The 21,298-nt window shown below is 57.0% G+C and carries 16 protein-coding genes; 4 read left to right on the forward strand and 12 right to left on the reverse strand.

Annotation, left to right across the window (positions count from 1 at the left end; translation table 11 throughout):
• Nucleotides 1–231 precede the first annotated feature (231 nt).
• The gene (locus CCHOA_RS06800; protein WP_123928600.1) at nucleotides 232–1,587 is read right to left on the reverse strand and encodes an alpha/beta hydrolase; all 1,356 of its coding nucleotides are present in this window, start codon (nucleotides 1,585–1,587) and stop codon (nucleotides 232–234) included.
• 328 nt (nucleotides 1,588–1,915) lie between these two features.
• Nucleotides 1,916–3,283 (reverse strand): FAD-dependent oxidoreductase, encoded by a 1,368-nt coding sequence (locus CCHOA_RS06805; RefSeq protein ID WP_123928603.1) that lies wholly within the window; start codon nucleotides 3,281–3,283, stop codon nucleotides 1,916–1,918.
• Nucleotides 3,284–3,695: 412 nt separating this feature from the next.
• On the opposite strand from CCHOA_RS06805, the gene CCHOA_RS06810 reads away from it, so the two are divergent.
• Complete coding sequence (locus CCHOA_RS06810; protein WP_123928607.1) at nucleotides 3,696–4,241, forward strand: NUDIX hydrolase; 546 nt, start codon at nucleotides 3,696–3,698, stop codon at nucleotides 4,239–4,241.
• A 490-nt stretch (nucleotides 4,242–4,731) separates the two neighbouring features.
• Here the strand turns inward: CCHOA_RS06810 and CCHOA_RS06815 are convergent, their stop codons facing one another.
• The 9 genes from CCHOA_RS06815 to gdhA form a co-directional block, all read right to left on the reverse strand.
• Nucleotides 4,732–5,673: a ribokinase gene (locus CCHOA_RS06815; protein WP_123928611.1), complete on the reverse strand. Its 942-nt coding sequence runs from the start codon at nucleotides 5,671–5,673 to the stop codon at nucleotides 4,732–4,734.
• Between the two features lie 196 nt (nucleotides 5,674–5,869).
• Complete coding sequence (locus tag CCHOA_RS06820) at nucleotides 5,870–6,589, reverse strand: VIT1/CCC1 transporter family protein (protein ID WP_123928614.1); 720 nt, start codon at nucleotides 6,587–6,589, stop codon at nucleotides 5,870–5,872.
• 689 nt (nucleotides 6,590–7,278) lie between these two features.
• Nucleotides 7,279–8,766 carry an alanine/glycine:cation symporter family protein gene (locus CCHOA_RS06825; RefSeq protein ID WP_123928617.1) on the reverse strand — a complete coding sequence of 496 codons (1,488 nt, stop codon included), beginning with the start codon at nucleotides 8,764–8,766 and terminating at the stop codon, nucleotides 7,279–7,281.
• Nucleotides 8,767–9,382: 616 nt separating this feature from the next.
• Nucleotides 9,383–10,486: a bifunctional DNA-formamidopyrimidine glycosylase/DNA-(apurinic or apyrimidinic site) lyase gene (gene mutM, locus CCHOA_RS06830; protein WP_164472414.1), complete on the reverse strand. Its 1,104-nt coding sequence runs from the start codon at nucleotides 10,484–10,486 to the stop codon at nucleotides 9,383–9,385.
• Nucleotides 10,487–11,014: 528 nt separating this feature from the next.
• A complete protein-coding gene (rnc, locus tag CCHOA_RS06835; RefSeq protein WP_123928623.1) occupies nucleotides 11,015–11,806 on the reverse strand; it encodes a ribonuclease III in 792 nt (263 codons plus the stop codon).
• On the reverse strand, nucleotides 11,803–12,348 hold the full coding sequence (locus CCHOA_RS06840) for a YceD family protein (protein ID WP_123928626.1): 546 nt from the start codon (nucleotides 12,346–12,348) through the stop codon (nucleotides 11,803–11,805). Before CCHOA_RS06840 ends, rnc begins: the two co-directional genes overlap by 4 nt.
• Before the next feature lie 1,481 nt (nucleotides 12,349–13,829).
• The gene (locus CCHOA_RS06845; protein WP_123928629.1) at nucleotides 13,830–14,621 is read right to left on the reverse strand and encodes a DivIVA domain-containing protein; all 792 of its coding nucleotides are present in this window, start codon (nucleotides 14,619–14,621) and stop codon (nucleotides 13,830–13,832) included.
• A 99-nt stretch (nucleotides 14,622–14,720) separates the two neighbouring features.
• The gene (locus tag CCHOA_RS06850; RefSeq protein WP_123928632.1) at nucleotides 14,721–14,930 is read right to left on the reverse strand and encodes a hypothetical protein; all 210 of its coding nucleotides are present in this window, start codon (nucleotides 14,928–14,930) and stop codon (nucleotides 14,721–14,723) included.
• 161 nt (nucleotides 14,931–15,091) lie between these two features.
• Nucleotides 15,092–16,435, reverse strand: coding sequence for an NADP-specific glutamate dehydrogenase (gene gdhA, locus CCHOA_RS06855; RefSeq protein ID WP_123928635.1), 1,344 nt, complete (start codon nucleotides 16,433–16,435; stop codon nucleotides 15,092–15,094).
• Between the two features lie 857 nt (nucleotides 16,436–17,292).
• Here gdhA and CCHOA_RS06860 point away from each other — a divergent pair.
• Nucleotides 17,293–18,354, forward strand: a complete 1,062-nt coding sequence (locus CCHOA_RS06860; RefSeq protein WP_123928639.1) for a glycerate kinase — start codon at nucleotides 17,293–17,295, stop codon at nucleotides 18,352–18,354.
• Between the two features lie 119 nt (nucleotides 18,355–18,473).
• Here CCHOA_RS06860 and CCHOA_RS06865 read toward each other — a convergent pair whose 3' ends face one another.
• Nucleotides 18,474–18,935, reverse strand: coding sequence for a hypothetical protein (locus CCHOA_RS06865; RefSeq protein WP_123928642.1), 462 nt, complete (start codon nucleotides 18,933–18,935; stop codon nucleotides 18,474–18,476).
• A 214-nt stretch (nucleotides 18,936–19,149) separates the two neighbouring features.
• Here CCHOA_RS06865 and CCHOA_RS06870 point away from each other — a divergent pair, with 214 nt between their 5' ends.
• Nucleotides 19,150–19,626: a hypothetical protein gene (locus CCHOA_RS06870; RefSeq protein WP_123928645.1), complete on the forward strand. Its 477-nt coding sequence runs from the start codon at nucleotides 19,150–19,152 to the stop codon at nucleotides 19,624–19,626.
• 189 nt (nucleotides 19,627–19,815) lie between these two features.
• On the forward strand, nucleotides 19,816–21,168 hold the full coding sequence (locus CCHOA_RS06875; protein ID WP_123928648.1) for a DUF4921 family protein: 1,353 nt from the start codon (nucleotides 19,816–19,818) through the stop codon (nucleotides 21,166–21,168).
• Nucleotides 21,169–21,298 lie beyond the last annotated feature (130 nt).

Here is a 21,298-nt window from a genome sequence, read left to right on the forward strand (position 1 = left end):
CAGCGGCGCAGCGGATGAATCTGTTGCTTTTCCAGTTCGCACCTAACCAAACAAGGCTGTCACGGTTTCACCCCCTTGAGCTATCCCAGTCGTCTTTTCAGTGACACCTATCTAGCACCGGTGCCACAAGGTTTTAACAGATCACGGGACAGTAGTCTTCGGGCTGCACCCACTAAGGTCGAGTCTGTGCGCAGTTCGCTTCGATCCGAATTCGCCGAGCATCAACATTTTTTAGCCACTTGTACCTGGAATGGTGTCGCCGCGGACAAAGGCTGCAATCTCCCAGCACAGGTCGTCTGCGGCGGGCATGTCGCCGATCCGGTCGAATAATCCGTGAGTAACACCACGGTAATCAACGAGGCGACATGGATGCTGTTGTGAAGATAATTGATTGGCTAACGCCAGCACTTGGCCACGGAAGAAGTCGTATGCGCCGATGCACAAAAACACTGGCGGGAGCTGCCGCAAATCCCGTTGTGGCAGATTATCGGCGGACACTGTAGACGCATCCATGCGGAGATATTCCACAAAATTGGGGTGTGTCCATTGTGCAGCTGCATCCGCCAACAGGGTATCTAGCATGGCTTGTTGTTGTGAACAGATGGTGTATTCCGCTGCAGCTGCAGTGATGGTGTTGAGCTGAACACGCCAGTCACAGTGCGGATAGAGCGCGACTACACCAGCTAAGGGAGGCGATAGTCGGTCATTCTGTGCCAGGGTGAGACTGGCGTGGAGTGCCAGTCCCCCGCCCGCGGAATCCCCGGCGATGAAGATACGTCGTGGATCAAGGTTCCATGGCGATGTGTGGTGCTCTGCGGAACTGAGTGCTGTGATGGCTTCGGTGACGGCGTGCAGCATCACTGTCCATGGGGTTTCTGGTGCTAAGGGATAGTCGATGCTGGCTACCAGCGCAGGGGCAGCTGCACTGAGTTGGCGTAGCGCTTCATCAACGACGTCAAGGCTGCCGGTGACATAGCCGCCGCCATGCAGATAGATCACTAATGGTAAGGATTCCGCCGCGTGAGCAGCATTAGGGGATCCGTCAGCGGTAAGCGGCCGATACCAGCGAACCGGCATGGTCAGGCTTTGTTGTGGTTCAGCTGTACTGGCAGGTGATCGTCGTTGCATGTCGACCGCTGTAGACAGTGGCACAGTCACCGTGGTGTGACGGGTTTCCACAGCAACCGGACGGGAACAGGATTTCACGCCAGTGCCTGCCCGAATGGTTTGTGCAGCAGCTTGCAGATGGTCGGTGCGCAATGTGGGGTGTGTGGTGCTTTCTGCTAGCAAGTGTGCCGGGGTTCCGGTGTGGTGTTCTGGCTCCGCTGCAGCAGATGAGGATTGAGGCGGGGTTGGTGTGCCGGGATTGGATTGGAGGCGATCGAATACTTGGGCGTCGAAACGATGGGCAAAACCATGGTCGAATGTGGGCTTTTCGACGTGCACAAATGTGTCGGTGCACCGGGTGATCCGGGTTTGTGCAGCGATGGCTGCGGCACGTCCAGCAACACTTGCGTGTGCTGTGCGGCTGTTCGGTTGGCTACCGGCAGGCTGTGGTGAGGACGGCTCAGATTTCGGGGTGTGCATTGGTTATTGCTCCCGCCTTGTGTGGTGGTGATGTGCCCAAACGCTGGAGGCCCCGGCGCGGCCGGTGATAAGCGGGCACGCTCCCATCAGCCGCTCAGGGTTACCCCTAGCAAGACGACGATGGTTGCAGTGTTGGCACTGTCAGCACTGATGACCATCGCTGATGGTTGGTGATCATACGCCTGCCAGGGGTATCGATTGGCATGGATTCAAGGGAGGGGTGTGGAACCCACATGTCAGCACGCGGTCTGGAGCAGGGAAGACAAACACGTCCAAGGCGGTAGCTGCTTGCCCGCCTTGGACGCGTGCGTGGCGTGTTGGAAGGTGGTTAGCCCAACACCCCGTTGAGCAGCTCACTGCTGGAAGGATGAGTCACAATAAGGTTGCCCACCTCGGTGGCAGGAACGTTTGCCTGCATTGCCAGCACCACGGTGTTGATGATCTCTTGGGAATCAACACACCATAAGGTGGCGCCCAAGATCTGATCGTCAGTACCGATATGGAACACAATGTTGCCTTGTGATTGACCAACAATTTTTGGTCGCGGCATAACGGCAATATCGGCCACTGCCGCGCTGCGGGTGGTGTATTCGATACCTGCTTCATCAAGTTCCGCCGTGGTTTTCCCGACTGTGGACAGTGGTGGATCAATGAAGGTGGTGGTGGGAATAATGCGGTGTTCCCGGCTGCGGACATCCCCGATCCCCCACCGGTCGTGAAGGACGATCCGATGATCGTCGAAGGAAAGATAGGTAAATTGCGGTGCCCCGGTCACGTCGCCGACGGCATACACCCCATCGACCCCGGTGCGGCACTGCGCATCGACGGCGATGGCTCCACGATCAGTGACGGTGATCGAGGTGTTCTCCAGGGCAAGCGCATCGGTGGCAGGGATCCGACCAATAGCGGTAAGCACTAACGATGCAGCATAGCGCTGTGTGGTGCCGTCTACTTCCGCCACAACGGTGACCTCATCGGCGGTGGCTGCTCCTTCCACTGCGGTCACCTGTGCACCGCCGACATAGTGCAGCCCTTGTTGTTTCAGATGCTCAAGCACTGCAGGGGCAATCTGCTGGTCGATGCGGCCAAGGAATGTGTCAGCAGCATCAAGCATGGTGACTTCGACGCCAAGCGGCAGCATAAGGGAGGCGAATTCGACTCCGATTGGCCCGCCGCCGATAATCACCAGTTTCTTAGGCAGTGTGGTGATCTGCTGGATGCCGGTGGAATCAACTACCAGACGATGGTCGCCGCCGGGCACCGGCAAAGTGCGGGCGATGGCACCGGTGTTGATGATGATGGTTTCTGCGGTTACCACCGTGTCGCCAACCTGTAGCGTGTGGTCGTCTAGAAAGTGTGCCTGCCCGTCAACAATGGTTGCCCCAGCGTTTTCCACCATCGCCTTGTTGGCGCTGTTCATTTTCGCAATGAGGCTGTCTCGATGTGCTTTGGCGTTGTCCCAAATCGTCTGTCCGTCAAGTGGCGTGTCGTTGAGTGTTGCCGCGGCCGCATATTCCCGCACTTGGTGAAGCAACGTTTTCGTCGGCACGCAGCCAATGTTGATACAGGTTCCGCCATACATTTCAGGCGATTGCTCAATCACCACAACCTTGTCGCCGGCTTTGGCGCGTTTCATCGCAATGGTTTTCCCGGCTTTCCCGAAACCGATGACTGCTACGTCGACGTGATACTCCATAGTGGTCTGTGAACTCTGCTTTCTTGTCGTTTGCTGGTCAAGGGGTACAAGCGCCCCAGCTTCCTGTCTGCGGCGGCGCCGAATACAGCTGCGTTTTTCTCAACAGTCACCGCGACGGCATACCAACCGCGGGCATAGCGTCAATGCTGATATTGTTCGCCGTCACCGACCCGACAGGTGGTGGCACTAGTAGCTGCAACGAATCAGGCCACATCGCTATTCCACTAAGTAGTAGCGTGTGGCAAACAATCTCGCCTGCCGATAACGTGACGCCATCGGCGAGCTGTGGCTTGCTGCCAGGAATATGCGGCGGTGGAATATTGCGGATAGCCATCCCGGCCGTAACCGGTGCATGCTGCTTGCCAGTGGCGGCAGATAGCAGCAGTGCGGAAGATGGCTACACTTAATGGTTATGGCAACACCAGAGTTTGTAACCCGTTTGCGGGAAAAAATCGGCAATGATCCGCTTTTGCTTCCCGGTGTAACGGCAGTGGTTATGCGTCCCCCACAGCAGGAAGATCCTATTTGGGCGCTGCCGGAAGTTTTGCTGGTTAAACGGAGCGATAATGGCCAGTGGACGCCGGTGACTGGAATTATCGATCCGGGTGAGCAAGCCCATCAGGCAGCGGTGCGGGAGGTGAAAGAGGAAACTGGCCTGACTGTTCAACCTGCAGCATTGCTGGGTGTGGGTGCGGTAGGTCCGGTCACCTACGACAATGGGGATGTCTGCTACTACCACGACACGTCGCTGCGGATGGAGGTTGTGGAGGGCACCGATCCGACACCGATTGTGGGCGATGACGAGTCCACCGAGGTCAAATGGGTGGTGATTAATCAGCTGCCGGCGATCGCTCCCCGTTTCCGGATGGTGATTGCTGACGCTGCAGCACAGATGAAGCATCCTCCCGGGTTTGTGCCGCGTATGGGGTTTACGAAACGCAGTGAGATGACCTACTAGCGTGCTGTCCAATGCTTGAGTCAATAATGCTCGAGCGAATACTTTCTGCAGCACCTGTGGTGCAGCGTGCACCCCTTGAGAGCACTGGGGACTACTGCATTACCCCACACCGTGGCACGCAGGCCGTAGTGTAGCCTGCACATATCCACGGTGTGGGGGGTTGTTTCGCCGCAGTAGTCGACACACCAACCTGCACCCACACCACCCGAAGGATAAATCATCTCTGCCGACATGATCCCCTAGTGTCACCAGGCTATCGATACCAGGACAGTTCGCAGACTTGGGCAGGGTGTCTCCTGCACACGAACGGTTACGACCCGCCACCTGGTGCTCACCCACTGCTGGTGTGCCGGGCAGCATCCATCCGATGCTGGGGATTGCCCCGCCCTATGCTGCGATTACACAGGAAATATGGCACAACCCCGCACCTTCCTGAGATAACCCCGCAAACCATCCTGCGCTAGTCGAGTGGTGTTGATTGCAACCGCTGCTACTGCGGTAGTTCGTCGCCTTGCCGCGGATAGGAAGTTTGCGCCCCGTGACCGGTCACCGCGAAAGCCGCCACCCGCACAGCGTGACGTACCGCTGCCAGCAAATCGTCACTGGTAGCCAGTTGCGCCGCTAACGCACCAACAAAGGCGTCCCCGGCACCGGTGGTATCTACTGCTTTCACCTTCGGGGAGGCGACATGAGTTGCGTCCAATCCGGCCGCCGGATGACTCACCACAGCCCCTGCCGCACCCAGGGTGATCACCACAGATTTCACCCCGCAATCCACCAGAGCCGCCGCGATCGCCGCCGGGGATGCATCGTCGAAGTTTGTGTCGTTCCCAAGTTGACGCAGTAACAGCCCAGCTTCGTGCTCATTTGCCACCAGTGGATCAGCGGCAAGTAGTACTTCCCAATCAACGTCGATGACCGGCGCCAAGTTGACCACTAACCGGGGCGTCGAATGCGGACTTTCACACATCACCTGGTAGGTGCGGGCTATTGCGGCAGCCGGGATTTCCCCTTGCACGATCACCACTGCAGCGTCGGTAATCGTGTCACTAGCAGCGGTGACCTGCGCCGGGGTAATGTTCGCGTTTGCCCCAGGCACCACAATAATGGAGTTTTCGGCGGCCGCATCCAAGGTGATCACAGCAAGCCCAGTCGAGGTGTCGCTAATAGTGGTAACCGCTGCACAATCCACCCCTGATTCGTGGAGCATCCGCAATGCAACAGCGGCATAGTCATCGTCGCCGACCGCCCCCACAAAGGCCACCTCTGCCCCCTGGAGCCGGGCAGCAACCGCTTGATTTGCTCCTTTGCCGCCGGGCGATTGACTCATCGTGTGGGCAAGCAAGGTCTCCCCGGGATGTGGATGACGTTCCACCTGCAAAGTAAGGTCAGCGTTTAGCGACCCGACAACAACAATTGATGATGCACTCATAGCCTTAAAACTACCCGGCACAGCTGCCTCGGTGGGATACCACGAGAAAAAACAATGCAACCGGCTCTCCACGCCGGAGCAAACTCAGCCATAATCCTGCCGCAGCATCCATCTCATCACCCGTTGCCTGGCCAGATGTTCGTGCAGCAACGATGCTCGGATCACCCAGTGTTCGACCGGTTTGGTGGTGCTTTGTCTATAGCGACGTGCCAATAAGTAGCCCCACCCCGTAAGTTACAGCCAGGCCGGCTGCACCGCCAAGCACCAAACGCAGCATCGACCGCAGCCGGGAAGTTTTCGACACACCCGCGGAAATCGCACCGGTTAACGCTAGCGTCAACAACGTCACTGCAAGCAGCACGACCGCAGCAATGGATTGAGGTGAAACTAACACGGCCAACAGCGGTAACGCGGCACCAACAGTAAACGCCCCCGCGGAAGAAAACGCCGCAACCAGTGGACTGGTGAGTTCTTCCGGATCAATCCCCAGCTCCAGCTGCAGATGCACATCGAGTGGGTCGCCCTGTTCAATTTCGGTGACAGCCTGTTCAGCTGTCGCAGCAGATACGCCATAGCCTTGCAAAATAGCGACCATTTCGGCATGTTCTTCCCGCGGCAGATGAGTAAGCTCATGGCGTTCTTTCGCGATGAGAGCCTGCTCGGTGTCACGCTGCGCAGAAACCGACACATATTCCCCCAGCGCCATCGACACTGCACCTGCAACAGTGGCCGCCAACCCGGTGGTGGCGATCACTGTGTTGGACTGTCCGGCCGCAATCACCCCCATGACGATTGCTGCCACCGACACGATGCCGTCGTTTGCGCCCAGCACACCTGCCCGCAACCAGTTCAATGTGGACTGGTGACTCGACTCGTGGGTTTCTCCTTCGTGGGGTATTGCTGTCTGAACCGTCATGTGTGCACCTCATCTGTACATTCCACGACAACACCGCCCGCCATACCGTCCGGTGGGCAGAATCACAAGAACATCAGCACTGTGCCAATCGATGCTACTGGAATCACGCCGACAGATGCGTGCTCTCCCGTCCAAATACGGCACGTAACCGGTTGTCGTATTCTTCAAGCTAGGTGCAACTACCTGGTAAAACAAGGATGACTAGGCAATCCAATGATTGTATTGGCTAGCCTTGTTCCACCCCGCAGATCAACGTTGCCTTCACAAAGCACCTTCCCCCGGCAACCTGGCCGCAGTATGTCGTGAAACAAGGAAAAACCGCAGGTAATCCTTAAGTTCGCGCGCAATACAGCTGATCAGATCAGCAGCTGTGCAACAGTCCCCGGCAGCCGAACATAGGACAGTCTTTGCTTGGTAGCCACACGACGATGCCAAGCCTTTCTGCCCCGATCAGGGGCATCGCCACGCACCAGTCTGCTGCCGAATGCGCCTTGCTCTATGAAGACACATTCGGCAATCCACATAACACAACACCCGCCGCGGCACACAGGAAGATCGAATACAACACTCATCGATGGTGCGTATCATCCCTGCATACCCAACGGCGGGTGTGCGAGTTTATGAATGGGAAAACCGTAACCCGTTTGCACGGTGAACGGGGCGGAAGTGCTCTGCTTGTTTCAGCAGTACTACTGGACTCGGCGATACGAGATCAGCCCATATTGCTCCGGCCGCTCAGTGATGGTTTCAGTGCCATCCCAGCATTCAATATTTTTCCAGCCGCGCAAATTCGGCAGATCGGCTTTATGGAAAATCGGGTTAAGTCCGGCAGCTTTCTGCTTCGTGTAGTGGTTGAGCAACGCAACCGCCACCCCACTCAACGGCACAATTGCAGCGATGTTGATCAACACCATCACACCGGAGAACACGTCAGCAAGCGACCACACCAAATTGACGGTGCCGAGCGTCCCTAAGAACACACAAGCCACAACCAGAATCCTAAACCCGGTCATGACCGCCTTCGAGCTGGTCATAAACTCAATGTTCGACTCGCCATAGTAGTAGTTGCCAATCACCGAGCTAAACGCCAGGAATAGAATGAGGATCGTCAGGAAGTGCACTGCCCAGGAACCCACCGAGGCTGCGAGCGAATCCTGGGTTAAGGTGACTCCCTGGTCCGACGGGCCGAGGTCAGGGTTGGCCAACAGCACAATAAACGCCGTCACCGAACACACCACAATGGTGTCAAAATATACGCCAAGCGTTTGGATCAGGCCCTGCTTGACCGGGTGAGAAACCGAAGCGGTTGCAGCAGCATTTGGCACCGAACCCATACCGGCTTCGTTAGAGAACAATCCCCGCTGCATACCGGTCATAATGACCGTGCCAAGTGCGGCCCCGCCAAACTGCCGGATACCAAACGCATGGGAAACAATGGTTTCAATCATGCCTGGGATACGACCGACGTTGATGATGCAGACGATAATGCCAAGCACCACATAGGCCACTGCCATCACCGGCACAATGATTTGAGTAACTGCCCCGATGCGCTGCACACCACCAAAAATCACCGCTGCGGTGAGAACTGCCAGCACAGCCCCAACAATGATTTTTACTGTTGTCGGGTTAGTGCCGCCGAACGAGTTGCTCATGGCATCGGCAATCGAGTTTGACTGCACCGCATTGAACACAAACCCGTAAGTGCAGGTAATCGAGATTGCGAAAAGAACAGCCAACCATCGAAAATTTTTGCCCAGTCCACGGGTGATGTAGTAGGCAGGACCGCCAATAAAGGAGTCCTTGTCGCGTACTTTATACACCTGCGCCAACGTGGACTCCACAAAGGAGGTGGCACCACCGATAATCGCTAGCATCCACATCCAAAACACTGCCCCAGGACCGCCGGTGGCGATAGCGGTCGCCACACCGGCCACGTTACCGGTACCGACGCGAGATGCAGCTGAGATCGTAAATGCTTTAAACGCGGAGATATTATCCCGACCGTCGTCAAGCTTGTCAGGCTTTTCCACGATCGCCTTGAACATCTCTGGGATGTAGCGCAGCTGCACCACAATGGTGAGCACGCAAAACAGCAGGCCAGCACCGACCAATAGGAAGGGAATAAACTTCCATTCGATCGAGGAAATCTGGCCGATAATGGACATAGTTTGCTCCATTTCCGCTGCCCCTCTTTCTCTTTTTCACCTGAGCATCTCAGGTTCCTGCAAGGTTTCGCCTTCGTATTGTAAAGCGTATGTGACCTAGAGATTAAGTTTGCTTCAGCTGCGGGGTTCCTCACAGAGGGCAAACGGGGGTAACGGCAAGCACAAGAAAACCTATCGAACGACAGCTAATTCTGCCCTTTGCATAGCCTTCCAAACACCCACCCTCGCTGACCCCAAAAGGCACACTTCCCCTGCTTTGGACATTCTCGCATCCTTGCAGCTTGCCTTAAAAAAATCACCAATGCTACTAGGCAATCCGTAGGCGTAATTGGTGTCAGCACCACTGTCGATAGACGCCGCGGAAAATCTGCCAATCGATAGGTAGAAAACTCCCGTCACACTCCCGTGCCACCCCTCCCCCCGATGATCGTGCGAGGGCAGCGTTTGCAGCGAGCAATTCTTTAATCTCCGCTTCCTTCCGACCAGCAGTAGCAGACCAAGGACAGCGATGGAGATGTGTTGTGGGCACTGCAATACTTCACCGCGCAGCACATGGACGAGAACTTAGGTGGGCTAACGGTTGCGCTGGTGTGGGCTAACAGTTGCGCGAATGCCTCATGCAATCGCTTTAATAGCGTCGCTGACAGGTTGCACAGTAATGGCTCGAGCGGCCACCGACTACTTGCCGGGTCAACGGTGTGCCGCAGCGGCTACACGGCTTATCGGTGCGCCCATAGGCTTCCAGGGTCACATCGAAATAGCCAGACTCGCCGTTCACGTTGACATAGAGATCATCGAAGCTCGTGCCGCCGGCTGCAATCGCCCGGCGCATAATGGTCTGCCCACAGCCAAGGAGTGTCACCAGCCGCTTGTGACTTACTCGCTGAGCCGACTGTAGCGGATGGAGTTGTGCAGACCACAACATTTCATCGGCATAAATATTGCCGATCCCCGCAATAATCTGCTGATCAAGTAGGAGTGGTTTCAGCGCCGCACCGCGCTGTTTCAGCCTTGCCGCAACACGATCAATATCAAGGTCTGCTTCGCACAAGTCTGGGGCAATGTGGGCGACGCGTCGCGGCACCCCAAGACGACCAACCGCACCGGTACTTGGAACTGCCTGATCCAGGTGCCAATAGCCGAAGGTGCGTTGATCGATAAAATGCACCTGCCGCCCAGAGGTGAACGTCATCGTGGCACGGCGATGCGGATGGTGTGCAAACGGTGAATCGTCTCCCCGGTTAGGATCTTCGATCAACATTTGTCCCGACATACCAAGATGGACAAGCAGCACCTCGGCAACGGTCTGCTGAGAACCACCGCCTGCGTCTTCGGCTATCCCTGGGGCAATATTTCCGTCCGGTTGCCCAGCCAGAACCGCTGAACTGCTGGAACCTAGCCGAACTGATGCGCGATCTGCTGTTGCCTGCGCAGCGATATGCTGCGAGGCCCTGACTATTTTCGATTCACCGACAAGGGTGGTGAGAAACTGATCCGTCCAGTCGTGATTTACGAGCAGAGGCTGGTCACTGAAGCGGAGCCACAAAAATTTTCCGCGCCGATGAACCCCACTAATCCTAAGTCCGGCAAGCCTGGCGGAAACGTCGTGAGGATGTCGATCGTCATGCCGCAGAACCCGGGGATGGTAAACACTGACCTGCTGGATTTGTTCACCCAAAATATGGGCAGCAAGCCCCCGCCGGACGGTTTCTACTTCAGGTAATTCTGGCATCACAAATTCCTGTTCCCCTTCGATTGCAGCATCTGCGAAAACGCTGGCGGTAATTCGTCTACGACATTCGGCCTGCAAGGTGGCAAAGACACACGAATGTGCAACGATCCTCGCTATGCTGCGCTTCACCTTCCAGTAACAGCGAGCTTTTCCAATATTTCCAAACTCAAATAAGCCCGCGGCTACGCCTGTGAAAATCCTGCGCGACGATGCGACATCAAACCGAAAAACCAAGGATTCCGCTAGGTTTCGTACCATGCCAGATGGCCATTGTGTCTTGGGTTCCCTGGTCTCCTCGTGAAGACGGCAGCAGCCTACGGGTTGGTTGCTGCCGGCTGCGTACAAGGACGAAACCTGATAGCTGCCAATTGCCTTCGTGCGGTGCCGTGACTGGATTCGGCAGCGACGATTTAGTCCCTGCCGAAACTGCCTTCAATCCTGTTGCAGGTTTAAGGGGAAACACTCCCCCGATGCGCTTTGCTTGCACGGCACTGGTGCTGTTCAAGCGCAGCAGGTCAAGGTAACGAATTATTGAGGGTTTGCTGCTAGCTGTTGGCGGGCGAGCACTAACTGTTCCCGGGTTTTCGGTTGATCGAGAGCCTTCAGTGCCTCATGTGCGGCGTTTTGTTCCGCTGTTTTCTTATTCGGACCGTTCCCTGTTCCCATCGGTACCCCATAGATCGTCACCGTTGCGGTAAACACCCGCTCATGGTCTGGACCTTCCGACGACCAGGTGTAGGCCGGGTGGGCGAAGCGGAAGTGGGCAATTCGTTCCTGGAGCGAGGTTTTGAAATCCGCCACCCGGGACAAGGCGCTGGCATCGGCGATTTTCGCCGCAAACAACTCCAAAATTACTGCGCGGGCTTTTTCAAAACCGTACAGATGAAAAATTGCCCCCAACAGTGCCTCGGTGGTGTCTGCCAGAATCGAATCTTTCGCAACTCCGCCGGTTTGCTGTTCGCCGCGGCCAAGCAAAATATGTTGGCCGAGGTGAATTTCCCGGGCAATATCTGCCAGCCCGTACCGGGAGACGATCGATGCCCGCATTTTGGAGATATCTGATTCTGCCCGGTCAGCGTAGCGGTTAAATAACGCTTCGGCGATTGTGACTCCGAGGATGGCATCACCTAAAAACTCCAGCCGCTCATTGTTGGGCAGGTTGCCATTTTCGTTAGCGAAGCTGCGGTGAGTCAGGGCGAGTTTGAGCAGATCTTCGGGAAGTTCCACCCCCAGCGCATCCAATAACGGCTGATGGTCAACAGCGTGGAATGCTTGCTCCCACGCGGCAGGCCCGGTCAGACGGTTGCGTTTGCGGCTCACAAGAACTTCTCCAATCCACCCCATCGCGGATCGGCAAGTTGATGCTCTTCCCCTTCGACCGCGTCGGGGGCGCGCACACCTGCGGCCTGTTCGTCACAGTCGAGTCCGAAGTCTTCACAGGTTGGTGAAAACGGCAGTTCCAATCCCAGCTTGTCCACGAAGGGCTGCAGCAAATCGATCGTGCCACGTTCGATGAGTCGCTGCTCGGCGGCATCTTCTTGCTCATCGTCGGGTTCATCACCGATGGTGGTGATCGCCTCTTCGGTGGTGTACACCTCGTTGATGGTGAATTCGCGCGGTACTTCCAATGGTCGCAAACAGCGGGCACAGCTACCGGTTAAGGTGCCGCTGAGGGTGGCATCGGCCATGATCACTTCACCTAGTGGCTGCAAGATAGCGGTAACTGTCACAGGACTGTCTGCTGCGATTGCTAGCAGTTCGCTGCCGATGCGATGCGGGGCAGTTCCTGTCTGGGTCATCTCGGTTGTGGTGGCAGCCCTCGAAAATAGGGCATTGACGTCGAAAGTAAATGGTGCATTCATACTAGTTTCAGCATTCTAGTCGCCTGAGGGGAATATGCGGTGACGCTGCCACTTGTGGGTGTCCTTGGCGGCTGCTGCTGCATGCTAAAACGCACTGCATCCCAGTAATCTTATGTGGACGCCGCAGCAGCACAATACGGAGTCGAACGCTCAGCACCAATTGATACAGCCGCCTGGGAAGCTGCGGCAGCAAGCGCAGCGAAAGCACTGTCGGATATCTATCGGTCTATACCGGCTACCGTCTTTTCCACAGCCCTGGTGCGTCGACCATTCCGTCCCTCTGTGGCGGGGATCCAATCCGTGCCACTAAGCCAAGTACCTGCACAGTTCCCCTATCGGATGAAAGCCCCATCCAGCTGCTCGGGCAGCTGCACGGGGAAACCAACAACGATATGACCTGGCTGTCTTAGTCCGCGGCACTGGCAAACAGCCATGATCGAGCAGACGGGCGTGCGCATAACGACAATGATGCGGGATATGAACTGATTGCCTGCACCTTCAGGCGCGGGAGTAAACCCGGAGCAAGGGTGGTTGCCGTACACCGTCTCTAAGCGTCATCAACCAAGCCTTCTTCTGGGGCATCAACTCTTCTTATAAGCGTCGATGCACAGTGTGTGGCTCGTCAACACCCCCAAAGCTTGGCGTTTTTCAGCCCTTGCTTTGCGTTTTTGTCGTTGTTGGGCTTATCCGCTCTTGCGTGGCCTTTCGTGTGCATGCCCTTCTACGGCGTGCCATAGTTGCGCAGGGACGCGTGAGCAAACACTTGGGTCAGCGTCGATTTCCACATTGCTTATCCCGGAAGAGGCCATCCCCCTGCAGGTTGAAATCCGCGGACGATCTGCTGACGGGATTCGAGTCCTGCAGGTCATGAGCTTCCCCTGCAGGGGAGGTGGTTGAGAATGTTCGGTCATTGTTGTGCCGAATAACCAGTGGGTTCCGCACAGGATGCATGGCTTGGATAAAAACCGGGGTACCGGTCAGTGCGGTAAACCGCTTCTGGTAGCGGCCCAATGGTGCCATGTGGATTCTTCCATCCCCGGCGCGACGGATGCGGTGCGGTTTCCTTGACAGGGAAGGCAGCCCTTTGCGGTTTTCTGGCGGGGCGACCGCGTGCCACACCCCAGCGAGATCGGCGGGTGGGGATAAACCTCATGTCTTTGTAGGTGGCCCTTCATGATGCGGGATTCGCTTATCAGGGCGATAAACAGGGCAATCACGAACCAACCCCTGCTCGATCTTCACGCAGAGCTTTGGTCGCCTGCGGTGATCTGCGACAGGGGTTGAGGTGTTGCTTGTTGCTTTTCTGTGTCGCACATGCGGTGCCGCGAACTGGTGCAGTGTGTGCAGCCTACTTCCCACAATTGGTTTTCAGCAGATCATCGATACACCGGTGGGTGGCACACTGCCAGGTTGTGGAAGCGATCGATAGCGGCGCATGCGCCCCGGCTGGTTCCAGGTTTTCGGCACCGGGGCGCAACAGTTTAACGGTTGTCGCCGTAGTCGCGTTCGCTGCGGCGTGGTGAATAGTCGGCGCGGTAGCTGTTGTCCTGGCTGTTACCGGTATCGTCGCTGCGCAAATATTGGGGACCTGCCGCACTTGTACTTTGCCGCAGAACCGACCGATCCCGAGATACGATGCGGAGCGTTTCGGTTAGTGTCGATTCGAAGTTGGCTAGTTTTTCTTCGACAAACTCGTCGCAGGCTCGCCGGAGTTCGGAAGACTTCACATGGGCTGCTTCAACAATCGAGCGGGCTTCTTCGTTGGCGAGGCGAACGATCTCCGACTCTGAGAGCATTCGTTGCTGCTCCAGGCGGGCATCTTCGACTGTGCGCTCATAGTAGGTATCTGCTTTTTGTGCAATCCGCTGCGCTTCCGCGTCTGCACGAGCCAACGTTTCTTGGGCGCTATGGTCAGCATCCCGTCGCACATGGTCAGCCTGGTCGTGGGCGTTTGACAGCAGTGTGGAAGCGTCTGTTTCGGCGCGTTCCCGTTCCGCATCAGCGTCTTGCTGTGCTTCAGCGATCATGGCGTCAGCCTGTGCGGTGGCATCATCAACGAGGCGATTCGCCTCCGCCTGGGCACCTTCCAAGATAGCTTCCTGCTGGTCGAGTACATCTTGGGCGTGATCAAGCTCGGCGGGAAGCGCGGAGCGCAGTTCGTCAAGTAATGCGAGGGTATCTTCCCGGTTGAGCATCGCTTTTGAACCGAATAGCCGGGGTGAGTCTTGGATGTTGTTGATGATGATGTCGAGATTTTCGAAAACTTTATACATGACGCGGATTGTATGCGGTGTGTGCTGCAATGCAGCGGATCAACACACGGCATTGCCGAAAAGTGATGGCAAATTGTGACTTGACGAAAACCTGTGCTGTCACCGATGGTTGCCCGGCGGGAGCGTGTTACTGGTGGCGCCAGGAGGTGTTGTCATCTTCCTTACTGCAATGGTGTGCACCAGATAGTCACCAGCGCCAGGCGAATTGTCGCCCATGGAGGCCTGCGACGGCACGACACTATCGCTGCAGGCAGCCACAGCATCGGCGTACTTGTGGGTGTGCCGGCACACACCAAGAACGCCAGTCATCTCACGGATAGGAGATGACTGGCGTTGGAAGTGTTGCGCCGGTGGCTGTGTACCTCCGGCGCGGGGCTTCGTGTGTTGCTACACAGCACTACTGCAGCTCATTGCGGGACAGGTGCCCGGTGCTGCGGGCAGTGCTTCGCCCAGTGGTGTCGTTTGTGGTGTTAGACAACACCTTGGGCGAGCATTGCGTCGGCGACTTTCTTAAAGCCGGCAATGTTGGCGCCGATCACATAGTCGCCTTCGTGACCATATTCTTTGGCGGTTGCGGCACACACTTTGAAGATATTCGACATGATCTCGTGGAGACGCTGATCAGTGTATTCGAATGACCAGGAGTCGCGGCAGGCGTTTTGCTGCATTTCCAGTGCCGAGGTAGCCACACCGCCGGCGTTGGCGGCTTTACCAGGGCCAAAGTGGATGCCGCGGGCACGATACACCTCAATGGCGTCAGCAGTGGAAGGCATGTTCGCACCTTCGGCGACGAATTTGCAGCCGTTATCGGCCAGTTTGGTGGCGTGCTCACCGTTGAGTTCATTTTGGGTGGCGCATGGCAGAGCGACGTCACAGGGCAGATCCCAGATGGAACCGTCAGTGTGCAAGGTGGCACCTTCCACTTCGTCAACATAGGCGCTGACTCGTTCGCGGCGAACTTCCTTGATGTCTTGGAGTTTGGCGACGTCGACACCGTTGGGGCATTCAACCCAGCCGGAGGAGTCCGAGAAGGCGATCACGGTACCGCCGAGCTCTTGGACTTTTTGAATGGCATAGATTGCCACGTTTCCCGACCCGGAGACGATGACCTTCTTCCCTTCAAAGGATTCGCCGTGGGCTGCCAGCATTTCGCTGGTGAAGTAGGCCAGCCCGTAGCCGGTGGCTTCGGTGCGAACCAGCGATCCACCCCAGGTGAGGCCTTTGCCGGTGAGCACACCGGATTCGTGCTGGTTAGCTAGCCGCTTGTACATGCCGAACATGTAGCCGATTTCCCGGCCACCCACACCGATGTCACCGGCGGGGACGTCACGGTATTCACCAATGTGACGGTGCAATTCGACCATGAATGACTGGCAGAAGCGCATGATCTCCAGATCGGACTTGCCTTTCGGATCGAAGTCCGAGCCGCCTTTACCGCCGCCGATCGGCAGGCCGGTGAGCGAGTTTTTAAAGATCTGCTCGAAGCCGAGGAACTTGATGATGCCGACGTTGACCGAAGGGTGGAAGCGCAGGCCGCCTTTATATGGGCCTAGTGCCGAGTTGAATTGCACACGGAAGCCGCGGTTGACCTGCACGTTGCCGTTGTCGTCAGTCCACGGCACGCGGAAGATCAGTTGGCGTTCCGGTTCACAGAGACGCTCAATGAGGGCGTCTTTGGCATAGTGCGGATCCTTTTCCAGGATGATTTTGAGCGAGTCGAGTACCTCAGCTACAGCCTGGTGGAATTCGCTTTCCCCAGGGTTGCGCTTGAGGACGGTGTCGTAATACTGGGAGACCTGTTGTTCAACTGACATAGTGGTGACGTTTCTTCCTCACGGGTAGGGGTGACTTCAACGGGCGTGCAACACGGTTAGCTGGCAGCTTCTAGCCATGGATGACTGAGCCGCTTACCGAGAAGCGATGTGCCTGGTGCACGTGCCGATGCTATGCACCGGGGTCGTGGAGTATTCCTGGTCAGCAACTGGAGGACAGCGCTTTCGTCGGATACACCTCACGCTTAGGAAAGTCCGGTGCAGTGCGTAGCAATAGTGTCCAATCTTAATACCTGTCATGCAACTTAAATTGCCGTGCCAAAAGTCACATCAATACGCAACACCGTCACACTTGCCCTTTTTCGCTGCTCAAGGGGTATTCCGCTGGTTTGTGGCAGGGCAGCGTCACCCCGGTCACCGGCATCATCTTGCCCCCGCCTACCCCCTTTTTCTATCCAGCGATAGAAAATAGGTGACACGGGCAATACCGCGCTTGGCTTCTTCACCGCTCACCGTCGATACTGCGGGATACAGCGCACCTGCCGCTTCCCTGGCTACCGTCTTGTGCTTACGGTGGCTTTCGTCGCTGCCGGCACAATTGCACTTGCAGTGGGGCGCCAACCGCTCTTGCTCACCACCCATCCGCTAAGTCGCCACAACATAGCTCGACTCGTCTACTGTGCAACACCCATAATCATGCGCGGGGTGACTGCCGCGTGGGTTGGCGCCCGGTAGACTCAACCGGGCGGCAACCTTGCACCACGATCACCCCACCGGCAGGCCACCAACCTAGTAACGATTTGCCGCTGTTTTATCTGTCCCTGGTATTGGCGCAGGCGTTGGGGGCTGTTGACCGCACTGCTTATTGTTGCCCACCCCGCCTGGAGTCACCGTTTATCATGTCTGCTCACGAAGTATCATCCGATTTTTCCAACCCCGCAGCAGCAGCCAACCTGCCGATGACAATCAGCTGGCACAGCACTGCAGCACAGCACCCGGAAACAGCTGAAACACCAGCACATTCCGCACAGCAGCACAACCCTTCGCAATCGGTGCTGCTACACCTGGATTGGAACACCCCACTCACCCCAAATCCGGCACTATATTCCACGGTGCACTGCCCCACTGTCAATGCTCTTGGCGAGCTCATCGATGGTCACTATTTCCTCTCCCGGGGCGGAAGCGGCATGCGGACGTCAGCGATCATTCCAGCAACTGAGCTGTTGCACCGCCACACCGTGCTTGACCAGCAGGGCAACACTGGCACACACTCGTTCACACCATCTGACACCGCCGCGAACGTGGCGGCAATCGGTGAGCTGGTTGCCCGCGGTGACAGCTATGGGGTGGGGGTGTTGCTGGCCGATGCGATTACCCGTGGGGCGCAGCGCATCATCGTGGATGCACGAGGTCTGGCTGTCGTCGATGCGGGGGCAGGAATCGCAGTGGCGTTTGCCGCGCCCCTAGTCAATGCTGATCATCAGGTGGTGCCCGCTGGCCTGCGAGGGCTTTCCCAGGCCACAGCGTTTGATCTCAGCCAAGTACATGCAGCAATTGTGCAACCCGAGATCGTCACTGTAGAAACCCCCGACACCCCGGTTGGCCCGATTGCCGAAGTATGTGATGATGCCGTCTTTCATCGGCTCACCGATTCGCTCATGCCAGCAGGTATCGATACCGCTCAACGCGCCGCGATTCTCGCGATGCGCGACACAGTGCGGGGTAGCCGCCTCGGACTGGTGCCGGCATTATTAACCACCGAACTTGCCGGGCTAAATCGAGTGGCTGTCGCTTCACCGTTGCTGCTTGCCGTCCTCGCTACAGCAGGTGACGCACCATCGACTTCGGTTACCGTCACCACATCACCGTCCACCACTGCGGCCGCCGACAAGACGGACACCACCACACCACACCCTGTTGACCCGGCAGCGTTGCGTTGGCCGTTTCCCCAAATTCATTAAACCCACCGGCTCTATCGCCCCGCACCTGCAGAGTGGGCAAGAAGAAGTACACCCCCAGACGCCGACCGCCAGCACCACACCCGGACTACGGATCCACCTGGGCTATGGATTCACCCGGTCTATAGGTCAATGCGATACGGCAGCGTGAACTCGGCAAGGAACAATCGTTCAGGAAGCCTTGCCGGTTTGACCTGTGGTGCAGGCAGATTCACCACCCGCATCCCCGCCACGAGAGCACTGACAATCTCGCTGTGCGGGCGGCTCCTGTCATGAACACCGATGGTGATCGTGACCACTACACAGTCATCAATATCAGTCCCCAGCAGCCACTGTCTACGATCATCCGGGAACTCCTCCCGGGGCACACCCAACAGGTCCTCCCACAAGCCCACATGACTTTCCACCAGCTGCTGACGCAGCACAGCTTCCTCGGCGCTGTCAGCGGCAACCTCATCCACCGTGACACTGCCGGATCCGATCACCCCACGGTGTTCCAACACTTCCACCGCACGGGTGTAGTTTTTCGCCAGCGACTGGGAAACCGTCGGCGGAACAAGACAGTGCACACGAATAGTCGACATAACCCCCACCCTACCGTGGCACCCATCCACCGCCCGCTAGGCCTTGCGTAAACCCCCACTTTGTACAGCGCCCGTATGCCCCGCCGGGGACCGTGGTGCACCAATGCTTGCGCACTGCCCCATCGCATCCCCAGCGATACTCATCGCCGGAGAACAAAGAACAAAGGTCAACACCTATTACCACGAGTAAAGTAACCTGCTAGAATGCAAGGCTATGTTTGCCTCCACCGCCGCCCGCAACCGTGCCGCGCTGTGCCTTATCATCCCCGTATTTTGGCTCGGCCTCATCGTGGCAATCTCCGGGATCGAAGCCCCCTTAAAATTCCTTGCCCCTGGAATCACCATCCCCCTGGGGCTGGGCATAGGTCGCCTCGTCTTTGCCGCCCTCAACACCGTAGAGATCATCCTCGCAGTCACTCTCTGGTTGGTGCAACGCAAAGCAGCCGTCACCAAACACTATGTCAACGGTCTTATCGTGGCCACTATCACCCTGCTCTTCCAAGTAGCGGTACTTCGGCCACTGCTCAACGGCCGCACCAACGCAGTCATCGCCGGGGATTACCAAGGCGGATCACTATGGCACTGGCTCTACATCGGCGCAGAAATGATCCTCGGCGTCGCACTGATCTTTCTCATCGTGCAAGCAATCCGCCAATGGATGCCTGTGCAACGCACCACCACACTCCGGTAATCCTGAGACAAACGGGCAACCCTATCCGGTAAGCACGAAGATCACCGATCGTGCACCCAGCTTGCCACCCTTGACACCATACTGCCCGCACTCACCACCGGCACACCAGCCCCAAACCCCGCCCCAATGAACGGAAAACCGCATGGTGTGCCGTTTGCTTTCCCTCCACATCGTCGTAGGGTGGAAGACATGAGCAATCATGTGCATTCCCGTCCGCATCCGCTCTACACCATGGCGGATGGAACGATTAAACAAGTCAACCCGTTTTCCGGGACGGAAGTATGGACAGTCCCCGGACGCGGAAACCGGCCACTTGCTCAACCGGCAGCCACCGCCGACCCGCTCACCCCGGAAGATCACACCAGCTACTGTGCATTTTGCGCCGATAATCTGCTGGCCACCCCGCCAGAGAAATCCCGCATGATCAAACAGCCGGACGGCACCTATGAAATCATTGACGGTGTTGCACCCGCAGAGCTCTTCGCCACCCAACCGGAATTCCGCCGCGTACCGAACCTTTTCGAAATCGTCTCCTACGACTATTGGCGAGAAAACTATGGCTTCGCCATGGACAGGGAAACCTCCGCCCGGATGGCCGCCTATATCGCCGACGACACTGGGCGGGAACACGTCAAAAACATTGTCCGCACCCGGCTCAAAGCAGCCGGTTTACCACTTGATGAAGTCGCCGCCATGAGCGAACAAGCGCTCCTTGCCCGCGCCGGAGGCTATTTCGCCGGCGGCCACGACGTGATTATTGGTCGCCGCCACTTCACCGACAATGCCACCACCACTGCTGAGCTTTCCTCCTCCGGCACCCTCAGCGTTGCGGAACATCGAGCACTCATACGGTTCACCGTCCACGCCATGGCTGATCTTTATCACCGCAACCGCTACACCCCCTATGTGGCGGTATTTCAAAACTGGCTGAAACCAGCCGGGGCTTCCTTTGACCACCTCCACAAACAGCTCGTCGCCATCGACGAACGCGGGGTAACCGCGGATCAAGAAATCGACATGCTGCGGCACAACCCCAACATGTATAACGAGTGGGGTGTGAACTATGCCCACTATCACAATCTGGTCATTGCCGAAAACGATCACGCCATCGTCTTTGCCGGTATCGGCCACCGCTATCCTGCGCTGGAAGTGTATTCCAAATCGGCTACTGTCGCCCCCTGGGAGATGGATCCGGAAGAAATCAACGGCATGTCGGATCTTGTGCACGCCTGCCATGCGGCCGCCGGCCCTGATGTGTCTTGCAACGAAGAATGGCACCACAAACCGGTCGATGTGGATATCCCCATGCCGTGGCGCATCGTCATTAAATGGCGAATCTCAACACTTGCCGGTTTCGAAGGTGGCACCAAAATCTATCTCAATACGCTTTCCCCCTACAACGTGCGTGATCGAATGGTCGCCAACATGTATCTCCTCCGCGACGAAGGAAAAATTGACGGCAGTATCCGTATCGCTACGGAATGCCAGGTTGATGCTAATCCGCTGCGCTACAATCCGGCCGCGGCCGGTGGTCGACCATAGACCCGATATCCACCACAATCCGCCTTGTCACAAGCTGCCCCACCCCAAGCAGACGATGTCTGATTGCGGTGGGGCATTGTGGTGGGGCATTGATTTGTGATTGCAACCCCTGCCGTAAACCTGTCGCCGA

This window comes from Corynebacterium choanae, from assembly GCF_003813965.1.
In the GTDB taxonomy this organism is placed as follows: domain Bacteria; phylum Actinomycetota; class Actinomycetes; order Mycobacteriales; family Mycobacteriaceae; genus Corynebacterium; species Corynebacterium choanae.